At 67.1% G+C, this 15,933-nt stretch carries 13 protein-coding genes and 1 pseudogene; 12 read left to right on the top strand and 2 right to left on the bottom strand.

What is annotated here, in order from left to right:
• A pseudogene (locus GTP90_RS20815) lies at positions 1-318 on the top strand (deacylase); the annotation flags it as partial.
• 1 nt (position 319) lies between these two features.
• Positions 320-1,714, top strand: a complete 1,395-nt coding sequence (locus GTP90_RS20820; protein ID WP_161085334.1) for a YfcC family protein — start codon at positions 320-322, stop codon at positions 1,712-1,714.
• Positions 1,715-1,813: 99 nt separating this feature from the next.
• Here GTP90_RS20820 and GTP90_RS20825 read toward each other — a convergent pair whose 3' ends face one another.
• Positions 1,814-2,239, bottom strand: a complete 426-nt coding sequence (locus GTP90_RS20825) for a GNAT family N-acetyltransferase (RefSeq protein ID WP_161085335.1) — start codon at positions 2,237-2,239, stop codon at positions 1,814-1,816.
• A 97-nt stretch (positions 2,240-2,336) separates the two neighbouring features.
• On the opposite strand from GTP90_RS20825, the gene argH reads away from it, so the two are divergent.
• Positions 2,337-3,734, top strand: a complete 1,398-nt coding sequence (gene argH / locus GTP90_RS20830) for an argininosuccinate lyase (protein ID WP_161085336.1) — start codon at positions 2,337-2,339, stop codon at positions 3,732-3,734.
• A 5-nt stretch (positions 3,735-3,739) separates the two neighbouring features.
• Positions 3,740-4,396, top strand: coding sequence for a DUF6445 family protein (locus tag GTP90_RS20835; protein WP_161085337.1), 657 nt, complete (start codon positions 3,740-3,742; stop codon positions 4,394-4,396).
• Between the two features lie 13 nt (positions 4,397-4,409).
• Here the strand turns inward: GTP90_RS20835 and GTP90_RS20840 are convergent, their stop codons facing one another.
• On the bottom strand, positions 4,410-5,066 hold the full coding sequence (locus tag GTP90_RS20840; protein ID WP_161085338.1) for a hypothetical protein: 657 nt from the start codon (positions 5,064-5,066) through the stop codon (positions 4,410-4,412).
• A gap of 752 nt (positions 5,067-5,818) precedes the next feature.
• On the opposite strand from GTP90_RS20840, the gene GTP90_RS20845 reads away from it, so the two are divergent.
• From GTP90_RS20845 to GTP90_RS20880, 8 genes are all read left to right on the top strand, one after another.
• Positions 5,819-8,359, top strand: coding sequence for a M4 family metallopeptidase (locus GTP90_RS20845; RefSeq protein WP_161085339.1), 2,541 nt, complete (start codon positions 5,819-5,821; stop codon positions 8,357-8,359).
• 96 nt (positions 8,360-8,455) lie between these two features.
• Positions 8,456-9,658 (top strand): type II secretion system F family protein, encoded by a 1,203-nt coding sequence (locus GTP90_RS20850; RefSeq protein ID WP_161085340.1) that lies wholly within the window; start codon positions 8,456-8,458, stop codon positions 9,656-9,658.
• On the top strand, positions 9,655-11,355 hold the full coding sequence (locus tag GTP90_RS20855; RefSeq protein WP_161085341.1) for a GspE/PulE family protein: 1,701 nt from the start codon (positions 9,655-9,657) through the stop codon (positions 11,353-11,355). The genes GTP90_RS20850 and GTP90_RS20855 overlap by 4 nt, the downstream gene beginning before the upstream one ends.
• Positions 11,342-12,262, top strand: coding sequence for a hypothetical protein (locus GTP90_RS20860; protein ID WP_161085342.1), 921 nt, complete (start codon positions 11,342-11,344; stop codon positions 12,260-12,262). Before GTP90_RS20855 ends, GTP90_RS20860 begins: the two co-directional genes overlap by 14 nt.
• Positions 12,259-12,819: a hypothetical protein gene (locus tag GTP90_RS20865; protein ID WP_161085343.1), complete on the top strand. Its 561-nt coding sequence runs from the start codon at positions 12,259-12,261 to the stop codon at positions 12,817-12,819. The genes GTP90_RS20860 and GTP90_RS20865 overlap by 4 nt, the downstream gene beginning before the upstream one ends.
• Positions 12,807-13,403: a type 4a pilus biogenesis protein PilO gene (locus tag GTP90_RS20870; RefSeq protein ID WP_161085344.1), complete on the top strand. Its 597-nt coding sequence runs from the start codon at positions 12,807-12,809 to the stop codon at positions 13,401-13,403. Before GTP90_RS20865 ends, GTP90_RS20870 begins: the two co-directional genes overlap by 13 nt.
• Positions 13,400-13,963, top strand: coding sequence for a hypothetical protein (locus GTP90_RS20875; protein WP_175048168.1), 564 nt, complete (start codon positions 13,400-13,402; stop codon positions 13,961-13,963). Before GTP90_RS20870 ends, GTP90_RS20875 begins: the two co-directional genes overlap by 4 nt.
• A complete protein-coding gene (locus GTP90_RS20880; protein ID WP_161085345.1) occupies positions 13,960-15,933 on the top strand; it encodes a secretin GspD/PilQ domain-containing protein in 1,974 nt (657 codons plus the stop codon). The genes GTP90_RS20875 and GTP90_RS20880 overlap by 4 nt, the downstream gene beginning before the upstream one ends.

Consider the following 15,933-nt stretch of genomic DNA (forward strand, 5'->3'; position numbering starts at 1 on the left):
GGTTCGACTCCTTCCAGCGGCGTGGCCGTGCTGCCGGCGCCGCTGTGCGCGGCCACGCCGCTGGAAGGAGTCGAACCGCTGTACGCGCCGCACGCCGGCATCCTGGTCTACACGCGCGAGCTGGGCGCGCGGGTGGCGCCGGGCGACGCCATCGCCGACCTGATCGACCCGGTCAGCGGCGACACCACGGTGATCCGCGCCGGCGTGGCCGGCGTGTTCTTCGCGCGCAGCGCGCACCGCCACGTGATCCGTGGCATGAACGTCGGCAAAATCGCCGGCGCCCAGGCCTACCGCGCCGGCGACCTGCTGAGCCAATAAGATGACCACCAAAAAATTCAAGCTGCCGCACACCTTCGTCCTGCTGTTCATCATCCTGGCGCTGATCGCCGGCGCCACCTGGCTGGTCCCGGGCGGCAAGTACGACACCCACCTGGTCAACGGCAAGCAGCTGATCGACCCGGCCAGCTTCCACTACATCGCCAGCGCGCCGCAGGGGCTGACGGCGCTGATGAAGGCGCCGATCAACGGCTTTGTCGACGCCGCGCTGATCATCGGCTTCGTGCTGATCGTCGGCGGCGCCTTCGCCGTGCTGCAAAAGACCGAGGCGGTCGACTCGATGATCAAGTCGCTGGCGCGCGCGCACGACAGCTCGGTGTTCATCCAGCGGGCGCTGATCCCGGTGTTCGTCACCATGTTCTCGATCGGCGGCGCCACCTTCGGCATGAACGAGGAAGCCATACCGTTTATACTGATTTTCGTGCCGCTGGCGCTGGCCTTGGGGTATGACACCATCACCGGCGTCTCGATCCCCTTCCTCGGCTCGCAGGTCGGCTTCTCGGCCGCGTTCCTCAATCCGTTCAACGTCGGCATCGCGCAAGGCATCGCCGGGGTGCCGGTGTTTTCCGGCTGGGCCTACCGGGTGATCGTGTGGGTGATCGCCACCGCCGTCACCATCGTGTTCCTGATGTGGTACGCCGCGCGCGTCAAGAAGACGCCGGAACTGAGCCCGACCTGGGCGCTGGACCAGGACAAGCGCCGCGAGCAGCCGCACGGCCTGGGCGAATTCCACGGCATGACGGGGCGGCACAAGCTGGTGCTGGCGATCTTCGTCGGCTCGCTGATCGTCATGGTGGGCGGCGTGGTGGGCTACGACTGGTACATCCACGAAATCGCCGCGCTGTTCCTGACGATGGGCATCGTCATCGGCCTGGTGGGCGGGCTCGACTCGAACCAGATCGTCGAAGGCTTCATCCAGGGCGCGCGCGATTTGGTGGGCACGGCGCTGGTGATCGCACTGGCGCGCGGCACGATGATATTGGCGCGCGACGCCCACATCATCGACACCATGCTACATGCGCTGATGCCGCTGGTGCAGTCGTCCAGCCCGATCTTCTCGGCGTGGAAGATGTTCGGCATCCAGACCGTGATCAACTTCTTCATCCACTCCGGCAGCGGCCAGGCCGCGCTGACGATGCCGATCATGGCGCCGCTGGCCGACCTGGTGGGCGTCACGCGGCAGACCGCGATCCTGGCGTTCCAGTTCGGCGAATTCACCACGCCGATGATCCCGACATCGGGCATCACGGTCGGCGTCCTGGCGCTGGCGCGCATCCCCTGGATCACCTGGGCCAAGTGGATGGTGCCGCTGCAACTGATCTACGCCGTGCTGGCGCTGGCCCTGCTGGTCCCGCCCTGCCTGATGAACTGGCAATAAAGCAATTTGGGGTCAAGTCTGACATTCGGACACGAGCTCTTCCGTAGCGGCCGCTACGGAAGAGCTCGTGTCCGAATGTCAGACTTGACCCCACTGTTTTTAGTTGCTGTAGATATTCGGGAAGTAGCGCTCCATCAGCGTCGCCGGCCGGGACGGCGCGGTGAAGCCGTACTGCGCGTACAGCCCGTGCGCGTCGCCGGTCGCCAGCGTGAAGCGGCGCAGGTTCTGCAAATCGGCATGCGCCAGCACCGCCTCCACCAGCTGCTTGCCGTAGCCGCGCCCGCGCACCTCCGGCAGCACGAACACGTCGACCAGGTTGGCGAAGGTGGCGCGGTCCGTCACCACCCGCGCGAAGCCGACCTGCCGCCCGTCCAGGTAGGCGCCAAAGCACAGCGAATGCTCGATCGCCCGCTCCAGCACCGCCAGCGGCATGCCGATCGCCCACGTCGACTGCTCGCTGATGAATTGATGGATCAGCGGCACGTCCAGGTCCGCTTTGTTGGTGCTGATGTGCAGAGTCGTCATGATTTCGGTGGGCAAAATGGTAATGTTGACATATTTTTGAGCAGCTGGCGGTTTATAATCGCTGCTGACATCAATCACCGCACACGCCTGCCCCACTATGACAGCACAACTTTCCAAAAAAAGCGAAGCCTGGTCGGCCCGTTTTAACGAACCCGTCTCGGACCTGGTCAAACGCTACACCGCTTCGGTCTTCTTCGACAAGCGCCTGGCCAAGGCCGACATCCAGGGCTCGCTGGCCCACGCAGAGATGCTGGCCGCGCAGGGCATCATCAGCGCCGCCGACCGCGCCGAGATCGAGCGCGGCATGGCGCAAATCGCCGCCGAGATCGAAGCCGGCCAGTTCGAATGGCTGCTGGACCTGGAAGACGTCCACCTGAACATCGAAAAACGCCTGACCGAACTGGTGGGCGACGCCGGCAAGCGCCTGCACACCGGCCGCTCGCGCAACGACCAGGTGGCCACCGACATCCGCCTGTACGTGCGCTCGGCCATCGACGACGTGCTCGAGCTGCTGGCCGCGCTGCGCGGCGCGCTGACCGACCTGGCCGAGAAGAACGCCGACACCATCATGCCCGGCTTCACCCACATGCAGGTGGCGCAGCCGATCACCTTCGGCCACCACATGCTGGCCTACGTCGAGATGTTCGGCCGCGACGCCGAGCGCATGGCCGACTGCCGCAAGCGCGTCAACCGCCTGCCGCTGGGCGCGGCCGCGCTGGCCGGCACCACCTTCCCGATCGACCGCGTGCGCGTGGCGCAGACGCTGGGCTTCGACGACGTCTGCCACAACTCGCTGGACGCCGTCTCGGACCGCGACTTCGCCATCGAGTTCACCGCCGCCGCCTCGCTGATCATGACCCACGTGTCGCGCATGTCGGAAGAGCTGGTGATCTGGATGAGCCCACGCGTGGGCTTCATCGACATCGCCGACCGCTTCTGCACCGGCTCGTCGATCATGCCGCAAAAGAAAAACCCGGACGTGCCGGAACTGGCGCGCGGCAAGACCGGCCGCGTGTACGGCCACCTGATGGGCCTGTTGACCCTGATGAAAGGCCAGCCGCTGGCCTACAACAAGGACAACCAGGAAGACAAGGAACCGCTGTTCGACACCGTCGACACCGTGGTCGACACGCTGCGCATCTTCGCCGACATGGCCGGCGGCATCAGCGTCAAGCCGGAAGCGATGCGCGCCGCCGCGCTGCAGGGCTACGCCACCGCGACCGACCTGGCCGACTACCTGGTCAAGAAAGGCCTGCCGTTCCGCGACGCCCACGAAGCCGTGGCCCACGCGGTGCGCGCCTGCGACGACCTGAAGATCGACCTGTCGGAAATGTCGCTGGACCAGCTGCGCGTCTACTCCACGCTGATCGACGACGACGTGTTCGCCGTGCTGACCTTGGAAGGCTCGGTGGCCGCGCGCGACCACGTGGGCGGCACCGCGCCGAACCAGGTGCGCAAGGCCATCGCGCGCGTGCGCGAACAGCTGGCCAAATAAAGGCCATGGCGCGCCCGACGCTCACCTACCGCAAACCGCAAGCGGGGCGCGACTACTGGGTCATCGACGACATCCTGCCGAACGCGCAGGAGGTGGCCCAACGCTGCTTCGCGCGCGAGGACTGGGAGCTGGGCGCGCCGCACCGCCCGGAACCGTGGCCAGGCATGCGCAGCAAGGGCGCGCTGCTGCCGGACGAACTGGCGCGGGTGGAAGCCTGGGTCAAAAAGGTCACCGGCGCGAAGAAGCTGTGGCAGGAAGCCACGCCGCAGGGCAGCACCCTCAACCACAACTACGTGCAGCTGGTGGGCGGCATCGAGTCGGGCCCGCGCCCGCACACCGATTCGCTCAAGCTGTGCCGCTACGCCGCCGTGATCTACCTGTCGCCCGATCCGCTGCCGGCGGCCGGCACCTCGTTCTACCGCCTGCGTTACCCGGACGGCACGCTGGGCGGCAACTACTGCAGCCCGCCGCACGCCAACCTGCGCGAGGCGCTCGGCGTGACCAGCCTGCCACCGCAGGCCTGGCACGAGGAGCAGCGCATCGACAACCGCTTCAACCGCATGCTGCTGTACCGCGCCAACCTGGTGCACTCGGCCAGCGGCTACTTCGGCTGCGACCACGGCGACAAGCGCATGACCGCAGTGTTCTTCTGGATGGCCTGAGCGGCCAGGCCGCCTACTGCGTCACGATCTTCGACAGTACAGAGAACGCCGCGCCGGTCTGGTTCTGCTCCAGCAGGATGGTCAGCTCGGTGTAGGTGCAGATCATGTTGACCAGGTTGATCTTGTCCCACGCCAGCTGCTTGAGGATGGCGTGATAGATGCCGGGCGTGCGGCTGGTGTCCGGATTCAGGTGCAAGGTCACCGCGTTCAGGTTGTCCTGGCGCGCCAATAGCCGCTCGCCGGCGAACACCTCCTCCACCATCGTGGTCAGCACGCGGCTGCTGATGACCATCACCTCGTTCACCCCGCGCGTGACCGTGACGAAGGCGCCGCGCATCGGCTCGGCCTTCGACAGCAGCCGCCGGTGGCATTCATTGGTGCTGTCCGAATAGCGGTAGGTGTACTCGGTCAGCTCGGTGCGGGTGGTCAGCTCGCCGGTCTTCTGCGCCAGCGCCAGCGGCTGGTTGCTGGCCTCGGGCAGGCGCTCGGCCACGCGGCGCAGCGCCATCACCACGGCCGCCTGGCCGACCGGCTTCCACATGTCGCTCTCGAGCTGCGGCTGCAGCTGGCGCGCCAACTCCGACAGATTGATCAGATTGCGCCGCAACCCTTCGGTGAGAAACGACGAATCCATGACGATGCGTTCAACTTTGGTAGCAATCGACAGCATACAAGCTCCCCCTGTCCGCGCGCCGGCGGACAAAAACTCAACTAACAGCAGGCGCTGCGCCGCGCGCCGCGCCGTGGTCGGCGCCCGCGCGGCGACGCAAACCGCTGCCGGCGCCCCGGATGGAGGCGCGGCGGCAGTCAGGATGCGGCAAGCGGTGACAAATGGAGGACGATGCTAGAGCGGTGGCGGCGCCGTGGTGTGGGCGGCGCGCAGTGCGCGGGCGGAACTGACATTGTGCGTTGGGTGTGCGGTCATTATTTTCTTCCTGTGGTTCCCGTTGCGCTTGTTACCAAGGGTCGTGCCCTGCGCTTTTTATATGCCAGTCACGAACCATAATTCGCGCTGGCGTCAATTAGTTTAATTCGCAATATTAGAATTCTGCAACCACGATTTGCTGAAAAATTGGGCATAGTGTTGCGTAGCCACCGAAAATAGAGCCCTGTGCCTAGTTCGTTGTTGATATAAGACAAAACGCTCCTATCGTGCGCAATCCTGCCGTCAACTTCTGGTATGCCAGCCACACCGTCCTCCGCGCCAGTGTCTCATTTCAGACATTTTTTTCTTCCGCGACTAATTTTCCAAGTTTTTTGACTTCGTGAGCGCGACAGGAATAGTGTCGCCCCTACTCGCCGTTTTAGCCGCACCAAAACGCCGCGCGGCCAACCGCCGCCGCGGCGCCGGGAACGCCGAGTTGGCCACCATCCCGGCCAAGGCCGCACCTAGCGAAAACAATCAGACCCCATGGAGAAGAGATGAATTTACGTATGACCCTACTCGCTGCATCCGTCGTCGCCGCATTGCCGATGATGGCGTCCAACGCAGCCCAAGCGGCGGCACAGCTCATGTCCGCGCCGGTGGCCCAGTCCTCTCCACAAGAGAGCGCCGGGCTGGTGGCCAGGATGACCGCGCTCGACAGCCAGCGCGGCCTGTCCGCCGACCACAGCTTCCGCATCGCCAGCCAGCACCCGGGCGTGGTGGGCGAGAAGATCACCCGCGCCGACCACACGTACAAGGGCCTGCGCGTGTTCGGTTCGGAATCGGTGATCGTCACCAACAGCGCCGGCGACATCATCAGCGAGTCGGTGGCGGACCGCCGCGCCGCGCTGGACGCGCCGGCCGCCGCGTCGCACGGCCGCTCGAGCACGGTCGCCCCGGCCGACTGGACGCCGACGCTGGGCGCCAACGACGCCATCGCGCTGGTGGTCAAGGCGGTCGCGCCGAGCGGCACCCACCGCTGGCAACCCAGCGCCGAACTGCTGATCTATCCGGTGATGAAATCGGTGCGCGTGGCCTCGGCCGTGAACAAGGCCGAGTCGGCGCTCAACGCCATGGACCTGGAGGAAGTGGTCGACCACTACGAGCTGGCCTACTACGTCAAGACCCGCATGGCCGACAAGGGCCGCTTGGTCTACTTCGACACCATGGTCAACGCCAAGACCGGCGCCGTGATCGCCCAGTGGAAGGCGCTGCAGACCGTGGTCGGCACCGGCAACAGCCAGTACAACGGCCAGGTGCCGATCCAGACCTCGCTGTCGGGCAGCACCTACAAGATGCTCGACTCCACGCGGGGCACCGGCGGCACCTACGGCGGCATGGCGATCACCAACGCCAACCACAGTTCGGCCGACAGCCCGAACGCCGGCAGCATCTACACCAACACCAGCAACACCTGGGGCGACGGCCAGCAATACATCAACGGCGGCAGCACCACCAACGCCAACGGCCAGACCGCCGCGGTCAACGCGCTGTGGGGCCTGATGAACACCTACGACGCGCTGAAGAACGTGCTGGGCTGGCAGTCTCTGGACGGTAACAACACCGCCACCTACATCGCCGCCCACGTCGACACACAGTACGACAACGCCTTCTTCGACCCGAGCTGCAAGTGCATGTACATCGGCGACGGCTCCAGCTTCTACAGCCTCGGCTCGATCGACGTGATCGGCCACGAGATGTCGCACGGCGTCACCGACGCCACCTCCAACCTGACCTACTCGGGCGAATCGGGCGGCTTGAACGAGTCGAACTCGGACATCGGCGGCGAGATGGTGGAAGCCTACGCGCGCAACGGCGGCACCGGCACCGTGATCCCGGCCTCCGGCAACGACTGGATGATGGGCAAGGAGATCAGCAAATCCGGCCAGCCGCTGCGCTGGATGTACAAGCCAAGCAAGGACGGCAGCAGCCCGGACGCCTGGAGCAGCTCGATCGGCAGCCTCAACGTGCACTACTCCAGCGGCCCGAACAACCGCATGTTCTACTTCCTGTCGCAGGGCTCGAACGCCAGCTCGACCAGCGACTACTACTCGAAATACCTGGTCAAGAGCCCGGCCGCGATGACCGGCATCGGCAACGACAAGGCGTTCCGCATCTGGTTCAAGGCCAACACCACCAAGTTCACCTCGTCGACCAACTACGCCGACGCCCGCAACAAGGTGCTGGCCGCCGCCACCGAGCTGTATGGCGCGGGGTCGAAGGAAGCGATCGCGGTGCAGCGCGCCTACGCGGCGATCAACGTCGGCGCCGACATCGACGAAACCGGCGCCACCGGCGGCGTGTCGATCACCACCCAGCCGTCGAACGTGAGCGTGGCAGCCGGCGCCACCGCCTCGTTCAGCGTGGGCGCCAGCGGCGGCACCTCGCCGTACACCTACAAGTGGTACCGCAACGGCGCCGTCATCAGCGGCGCCACCTCGGCCACCTACTCGCTGACGGCGCAGGCCACCGACAACGGCGCGGTGTTCAACGCCGTGGTCAGCGACTCGTCGTCGCCGGTCAAGACCGCCACGTCGGGCAACGCCACGCTGACCGTCGGCAGCACCGGCGGCACCACCGAGCGCGTGACCAACGGCGGCTTCGAGTCCGGCATCACCGGCTGGAGCGGCACCACCGGCGTGATCGGCAACTACAGCGGCCAGACCGCCTACGAGGGCAGCAAGTTCGCCTGGCTGGGCGGGAACGGCACCACCGCCTCGGAGACCATCACCCAGGCCGTGACGATCCCGTCGACCGCCACCGCGGCCACGCTGACCTTCGCGCTGCACATCGACACCGCTGAAACGGGCAGCACCGCCTACGACAAGCTGGTGGTGACCGTGAAGAACAGCGCCGGCTCGGTGCTGGGCACCCTGGCCACGTACTCGAACGTGAACGCGGCGACCGGCTATCAGGTCCGCACCTTCAACATGCTCGCGTACAAAGGCCAGACCGTCACGCTGTCGTTCGCGATGAACGAGGACTCGTCGCTGCAAACGTCGTTCGTGGTGGACAAGGTCAGCCTGATCACCCAGTAAATGTGGTAAGACAGTCCCCGCCTGACCCGACGGGGCTGTTTTTTTGCCGGGGCGGCAGTCCATCGCCGCCTCGTTTTTTTCCTGGCTGAGCAAGCGATGCAGTTTCATCTCCAAGTGCAGGGCGGACCGTCAGGCCCGCAAACCATAGCGATCGACGCCGCCAGCGAGGCGGAGGCGATCCGCCAGGCGGCGCGCAACGGCTGGCGCGTGCTGGCCATCGGCAGTACCGAATCCATGGGTGCGGGGGCGCGTGCGTCCGCGCGCCCGGGCCAGCAGGCCTTCCCGCTGCTGCAATTCAGCCAGGAGCTATTGGCCCTGCTGGAGGCAGGCCTGAACCTGGGCGAGGCCACCGCCACCTTGCTCAACAAGGAAACCCGCAGCGGCGCGCGCGCCACGCTGGCCGCGATCCAGCGCTCGCTGCAGCAGGGGAAAAGCTTCTCCGACACGCTGGCCGATTTCCCGGCCGTCTTCCCCGAACTGTATGTCGCCACCGTGCACGCGGCCGAGCGCTCGGGCAACCTGCCGGAGGCGCTGGCGCGCTTCGTCGGCTACCAGCTGCAGTTCGACGCCATCCGCAAGAAGCTGGTCTCGGCCGCCATCTACCCGGCCATGCTGCTGGTGGTGGGCACGCTGGTCACGCTGTTCCTGATGGGGTATGTGGTGCCCAAGTTCAGCGTGGTGTACGAAGGCTCGGGGCGCGAGATCCCGTGGGCCTCGCGCATGCTGCTGTCGTTCGGCCAGGCGCTGGCCGCGCATCCGTGGCTGTGCGCCGGCGCGCTGGCCGGCGTGTTGCTGGGCGTGGTGCTCGGCCTGGGCAACGCGGCGCTGCGCGGGCGGCTGGTGCTGGCCATCCTGCGCCTGCCGGTGCTGTCGGCCAAGGCCGCCGAGTTCCGCCTGGCGCGCTTCTACCGCGCGCTGTCGCTGCTGCTGCACGCCGGCATACCTTTATCGAAGGCGCTGGCGATGACCAACGCCATGCTGCTGCCGGCCCAGCAGGTGCAGCTGGTCCAGACGCGCCGCGCGGTGGAACAGGGGCTGCCGTTTTCCACCGCGCTGGAACAGAACGCGCTGGCCACGCCGGTGGCGCAGTCGCTGCTCAAGGTCGGCGAGAACACCGGCCGCCTGGGCGACATGCTGGAACGCTCGGCCAAGTTCCACGACGAGGAATTCGCGCGTTGGGTGGACTGGGCCTCGCGCCTGCTGGAGCCTGTGCTGATGACGGTGATCGGCGTGGTGATCGGCGGCGTGGTCGTCTTGATGTATATGCCGATCTTCGAGTTGGCCGGGAGTCTGTCATGAACGCACGCGAACCGGCTGTCCTCAGCCCCGAGATGCTGCACGGCGCGCGCGCCGCCGCGCTGGCGCAGGGCCGGCCGGCCATGGCGCTGCTGCAGGAAGCCTGCGGCCTGACGCCGGAAGAGCTCACGCGCCAATTGGCCGCGCTGTTCTGCTACCCGGCCTGGCCGATGAGCAGGCTGCAGGCGGCGCTGCCGGCGTTCGACCTGCTGTCCTACACCGACTGCGCGCAGCGCGACTGCGTGCTGCTGCGCGAGGGGGGCGAGGCCGTCGCCGCCGGCGCGGCGCCGGTGCTGGTGATCGGCAATCCCTTCGCCGAGGACACGCTGCAGTGGGCCGGCTACGCCATCGGCTGCGCCTACACGGTGGCGCTGGCCCATCCCGACGATCTGGCCGCCTACCTGGTGCAGCAGGAGAGCGTGCAGCAGGCCATGCAGGACATGATGGAGGACGGCAGCCATGGCGAGACGGCGGGCCTGGACCAGACCATCGAGGACATCTCGCTGATACGCATCAGCGAAGACAGCAGCCCTGTGGTCAAGCTGGTCAACTCCACCATCTACGACGCGCTGAAGTTCCAGGCCAGCGACATCCACCTGGAATGCGACGCCGCCAGCCTGGTGATCAAGTACCGCATGGACGGGGTGCTGGTGCAGGCCGGCACGGTGCAGGGCCTGCAGATGGCCGAGCAGATCATCTCCCGCATCAAGGTGCTGGCGGAGCTGGACATCGCCGAGCGGCGCGTGCCGCAGGACGGCCGCTTCAAGGTGCGCGTCAAGGGCAGCGAGATCGACTTCCGCGTCTCCATCATGCCCAACATCTTTGGCGAGGACGCGGTGCTGCGCCTGCTGGACCGGCGCGCGCTGACCGAGGCCGCCGCCGCGCTGCGGCTCGAGAGCCTGGGCCTGAACGACGACGCCATCGCCCAGATCCGCCGCCTGGCCGCCAAGCCGCACGGCATGCTGCTGGTGACCGGGCCGACCGGCTCGGGCAAGACCACCACGCTGTACGCCGCCATCACCGAGATCAACACGGGCAGCGACAAGATCGTCACCATCGAGGACCCGGTGGAATACCGGCTGCCGCGCGTGCTGCAGATTCCCGTCAACGAGAAGAAGGGCCTGACCTTCGCGCGCGGGCTGCGCTCCATCCTGCGCCACGATCCGGACAAGATCATGATCGGCGAAATCCGCGACGACGAAACCGCGCAGATCGCGGTGCAGGCCTCGCTGACGGGCCACCTGGTGTTCACCACGGTCCACGCCAACAACGTGTTCGACGTGGTGGGCCGCTTCCTGCACATGGGCGTGGACCCGTACAGCTTCGCGGCGGCGCTGAACGGCATCGTCGCCCAGCGGCTGCTGCGCCTGAACTGCGAGCACTGCGCGGTGGACGTGGCGCCGGATCCGCAGGACCTGGCCGACAGCGGCCTCACCGCCGGCGAGGTGCGCGAGTGGCGCTTCAAGGCCGGCAGCGGCTGCGGCCATTGCCGCGGTACCGGCTACAAGGGCCGCAAGGCGGTGGCCGAGGTGCTGATATTGAACGACGCCATGCGCGAGATGATCTGCACCCGCGCGCCGGTGAGCCGCATGAAGGAGGAAGCCGCCACCATGGGCTTCCGGCTGGCGCGCAGCGCCGGGCTGGATCTGGTGCGGCAGGGGGAAACGACTTTACTGGAGCTCAATCGTGTCACTTATTGAACGCTTTGCCGCACTGGTGCCACTGGCCCCGCTGGCACCGCTGTCGCAGCGCCGCCTGCGCGTGCTGCTGTCGCCGCAGCAGCTGTTGTGCGTGGTCCGCCACGGCCAGCGGCTGGTGGAGGGCAGCGCGCGGCAGATCGCCGTCGATGGCGCCGGCGGCCATTGGCAGACCGCCGTCGATGCGTTGCGTGCGCTGTTGCAGCAGCCGGACATCGCGGCGGCCAGGCTGCCGCTGGAGGTCAGCCTGTCGGGCCGCTGGAGCCAGCTGGTGTTGGCGCCGTGGAGCGACGCGCTACTGTCGGAACCATCGGCCAGCCGCTTCCTGCAAACGCAGCTGGCGGCGCTGTACGGCGACCACGCACGCGGCTGGAGCGTGACCGGCGACGATGCGCCTTATGGCCACCCGCGCCTGGTCTGCGGCATCGACAGCATGCTGCTGCAAGCGCTGAAGGACGTCGCCGCCGAATGCGGCCACGCCTGCCGCGTGATCGAACCGCTGCTGGGCACCGCCCTGCGCGCGATGGAGTCCCCATCACCGAAGCGGCCGCTCAAGGAGGCAGCTGCCACCTGCGCACTGGCGTTGATCGAACCAGGCCGCATCACCATGGCGGCGCTGCGCGACCGGCGCGTCGTCGGCATCCAGTCGCAGCCCGCCAGCGAGGCGTGGCGGCTCGAACTGCCGCAAGCCTGGCAACGTTGGACGCTGCGCGCGCCCGAACTGGCCGCCATCGAGCGGGTCGCCGTCACGGACCTGAGCACGCTGCCGCAATCCGCCGCCGCACTGCACCTTGTGCCGGCCGCGCTGCCTACGCGCTTCCATCTGATCGTCAATCCCTTCGGCAAGCACGCCACCGTCGCCGCGCCGGCAGCGCCACCATCCAGCACCACGCCGGAGGTGGCGGCATGACGCGCCTGAACTTCGTACCGAGCGCCGTCCGTCCGACCGGCTGGCGCCTGGCCCTGCTGGCCGTGGGCGTGCTGATGCTGCTGCCCGCCGCCGGCAACTGGATCTCGCAACTGCAAACGGTCAACCGGCTCACGGCGCGGCTGGACGCGCAAACGGCCGCCGCGCAGCCGAAGCACCTCACGCGCCCCGCACTGGCGCCAGCGCAGCAGCACGAGCTGGATCTGCAGGTCAAGGCGGTAGCCGAAGCAGTGCGTCAACTTAACCTGCCGGTCACGCGGCTGATCAAGGCCGTTGTCGCGCCGGCCGATGTGCGCGTGGCCCTGCTGGCGCTCGACCTGAACGGCCAACCGCCGCAGGATGGCGCCGACACCGCCACTCCATCCGGCGCGCTGAAGATCACCGCCGAAGCGGAAACCGCGCAAGACATGATCAACTACCTGGCCTTCCTCAACCAGCAGCCGATGTTCCGCTCCGTGTACCTGATCAAGCACGAGATGGCGGCCGGCGCCGGCGAACGTCCCTATCACTTCCAGCTGGAGGCCCAATGGCGGCAATAAAGTCCGGCGCGCAGCCCAAGCTGAAGCTCGCGCCCAATCTCGCGCCAAGGCTGGCGTGGCAAGCACGCCGCCTGCTGCGCCAGGCCGGTCCCGGCGCGGTGGCCGGCATCGCCTGCGCGCTGCTGGCCGTGCTGGCGCAATGGCACGCCACGCAGCTCGACCAGCGCCAAGCCACGCTAACGCGGCAGCTCAACGCCGCCGCCCGCGCAGCAGCCGCGCCGCACACACCCGCGCCAACAGCCGCCGGCGGCGTGGCCGCGTTCTACGCCTACCTGCCCGCGCATGATGCGATCCCCGACCAGCTCAAGGAATTGGTAAAGATGGCGCAGCAAAGCGGCATAGCGCTCAACAAGGCGGAATACAAGCCCGAGATGGACGCCAAGGCCGGCTTCCTGCGCTACCGCATCACGCTGCCGGTCAAGGCGGATTACGCGAGCGTGCAGGCCTTCCTTATCGGCGCACTGCAAGCGCTGCCGACGCTGACGCTCGACTCGGTCGCCTTCAAGCGCGAACAGATCGAGTCCGGCGATGTCGACACCCGCATCCAGTTCGTGCTGCTGGTACGACAGGAGGCGCGGCGATGAGAAAGATCGTGATCGGCGCAGCCGCCGTCGCCACCCTGCTGGCCGCATGGTTCGCGCCCGACCAGGACGGCGGCGTGGTCGGCCCGGCGGCCGCCACCACGCGCGAAGCCGCGCCGGCATCCGCCGCGCCAGCGCAGGTGGCGCCAGCCACCCCGCCAGCCGATACCGCAGCCGCCACAGTCCCTGGTGCGGACGGCATCGACCTGCAAATCCACCCGCGCGTCGCCGACGACGAGATGGGCAACGTCTTCGCCAAGCAAAGCTGGGCGCCGGAGACACCGAAGAAAATCATGATGGACCAGGCGCAGGCACAGCAAGCCGCGCAGCAAGCCAGCGCACCAGCCGGCCCGCCCGCCCTGCCCTTCCAGTTCATGGGCCGCTTCACCGACGAAGGCAAGACCGCCTACTTCCTGCAAGTCGACGGCCAGAACGTGGTCGCCCATCCCGGCGAAAAAGTCAACGACAGCTACCTGCTCGACAGCGTCAGCGGCAACACGATGAACTTCGTCTACCTGCCGCTCAACCAGAAACAAACCTTAGTCGTAGGGGACACCAATTGAAACCAACCGCCCACCGCCTGCACCTGCTGGCTGTCACACTGCTGCTGAGCGCCTGCGCCGGCAGCCAGACCTTCAAGGAAGGCAACGCCCTGCTGGACGCCGGCCAGGTCGACCAGGGCCTCGCCAAGCTGGAACAGGCCTCGCGTGATGATCCGCACAACGCCGAATACCGCATCGTCCTGCTGAACCGCAAGCTCAAGCTGGTCAACGCCATGAACAGCCGCGCCGACACGCTGCGCCTGAAAGGCCAGGCCGCCGAAGCCGGCGCGCTGTACGAACAGGCGCTGGCCATCGACCCGGCCAACCTGGTGGCGCGGCAAGGCAAGGCCATGCTGGCGCAGGACCAGCGCCACCAGCAAACGATGGGTGAAGCGGAAGCGCTGCTGCAACGCGGCGGCGACGCCAACCTGGCGCAGGCGCAGGAGCTGCTGCGCCCCCTGCTGGTGGAACGCCCGAACCAGCGCGACCTGCTGCGGCTCAAGACCCAGATCAACGACGCCCAGACCCGCCTGCGCCCCGCCAGCGGGCGGCTGGCGATGGCCTACCGCAAGCCGGTCACGCTGGAGTTCCGCGACGCGCCACTGCGCGCCGTGTTCGATTTCATCAGCAAGGTATCGGGCCTGAACTTCGTGTTCGACCGCGATGTCGATCCCAACCTGCGCGCCACCATCTCGGTACGCGACACCAGCATCGAGGAAGCCATCGGCATGCTGTTGAGCGCCAACCAGCTGGAGCAAAGCATCACCGGCGACCGCTCGATCACCATCTACCCCAACAACCCACAGAAGCAGAAGGACTACCAGCAGCTGCTGGTGCGCAGCTTCTTCCTCGCGAACTCCGACGTGAAGACAGTGGCCTTCTCGCTCAAGACGCTGCTGAAGGCGCGCGACATCGTCACCGATGAACGCATCGGCACCATCATCATGCGCGACACGCCGGAGATGATACGCATGGCCGAACGCATCATCGCCGTGCAGGACGTGGCCGACCCCGAAGTGATGCTGGAGGTGGAGGTGCTGGAAGTGAAGCGCTCGCGCATCCAGGAGCTGGGCGTGCGCTGGCCCGACACGGTCGGCCTGACCCTGCTGGGCAGCGGCCAATACGGTTCGCTGAACGTGGGCGACCTGCACAAGATCAGCGGCAGCACCATCGGCCTTGGCTTCGGCACCGTGTCCATCAACGCCAACAAGAACGACACCGACAGCAATATCCTGGCCAACCCCCGCATCCGCGTGCGCAACAAGGACAAGGCCAAGGTGCTGATCGGCGACCGCGTGCCGGTAATCACCGTCACCACCAACAACGGCGTCAGCTCGGACAGCGTGAACTACGTGGACGTGGGCCTCAAGCTGGACGTGGAGCCCAACGTCTACCTGGACGACGAGGTGGCGATCAAGATCAACCTGGAGGTCAGCAGCGTGGTCAAGGAGATCGTCAGCAAATCCGGCACGCAGGCCTACCAGATCGGCACCCGCAGCGCGGCCACGGTGCTGCGCCTGAAGGATGGCGAGACGCAGGTGCTGGCGGGCCTGATCAGCGACGAGGACCGCACGACCGCCAACAAGGTGCCCGGCGTGGGCGAGCTGCCGGTGCTGAGCCGTTTATTCGGCACACAGAAGGACGATTCCACCCGCAGCGAGATCGTGCTGTCGATCACGCCGCGCGTGCTGCGCTCCATCCGCCGGCCGGAATTGTCGGCGGCCGAGTTCAACTCCGGCACCGAAACCGATATCGGCGGCCGCAGCCAGATGGGCACCACGCTGGCGGCCGTCCCCGACACGGCGGCCGACATGGCGCCCACGCCGCGTGACGCCGCGCCGGCATTGGCGCCCGGCGGCTCGGCCATGACCGGCGGCTCCGGGATGACCGGCGGCGCCGGAGCGGCCGGCGGCGACGCCACGTCCGCGCCGCCATCCAAACCGCAACCGGTCAATCCCCTCCCCTACACGCCGCCGAAGAAAGGCCAGTAG

The sequence above is a fragment of the Duganella vulcania genome (genome assembly GCF_009857655.1).
GTDB classification, from domain to species: domain Bacteria; phylum Pseudomonadota; class Gammaproteobacteria; order Burkholderiales; family Burkholderiaceae_D; genus Rugamonas; species Rugamonas vulcania.

Excerpts from the sequence above, each read along its gene's own strand:
- argH (WP_161085336.1), top strand. The coding sequence starts at position 2,337 with ATGACAGCACAACTTTCCAAAAAAAGCGAAGCCTGGTCGGCCCGTTTT.
- GTP90_RS20835 (WP_161085337.1), top strand. The coding sequence starts at position 3,740 with ATGGCGCGCCCGACGCTCACCTACCGCAAACCGCAAGCGGGGCGCGAC.
- GTP90_RS20840 (WP_161085338.1), bottom strand. The coding sequence starts at position 5,066 with ATGCTGTCGATTGCTACCAAAGTTGAACGCATCGTCATGGATTCGTCG.
- GTP90_RS20845 (WP_161085339.1), top strand. The coding sequence starts at position 5,819 with ATGAATTTACGTATGACCCTACTCGCTGCATCCGTCGTCGCCGCATTG.
- GTP90_RS20855 (WP_161085341.1), top strand. The coding sequence starts at position 9,655 with ATGAACGCACGCGAACCGGCTGTCCTCAGCCCCGAGATGCTGCACGGC.
- GTP90_RS20875 (WP_175048168.1), top strand. The coding sequence starts at position 13,400 with ATGAGAAAGATCGTGATCGGCGCAGCCGCCGTCGCCACCCTGCTGGCC.
- GTP90_RS20820 (WP_161085334.1), top strand. The coding sequence starts at position 320 with ATGACCACCAAAAAATTCAAGCTGCCGCACACCTTCGTCCTGCTGTTC.
- GTP90_RS20865 (WP_161085343.1), top strand. The coding sequence starts at position 12,259 with ATGACGCGCCTGAACTTCGTACCGAGCGCCGTCCGTCCGACCGGCTGG.
- GTP90_RS20850 (WP_161085340.1), top strand. The coding sequence starts at position 8,456 with ATGCAGTTTCATCTCCAAGTGCAGGGCGGACCGTCAGGCCCGCAAACC.
- GTP90_RS20825 (WP_161085335.1), bottom strand. The coding sequence starts at position 2,239 with ATGACGACTCTGCACATCAGCACCAACAAAGCGGACCTGGACGTGCCG.
- GTP90_RS20870 (WP_161085344.1), top strand. The coding sequence starts at position 12,807 with ATGGCGGCAATAAAGTCCGGCGCGCAGCCCAAGCTGAAGCTCGCGCCC.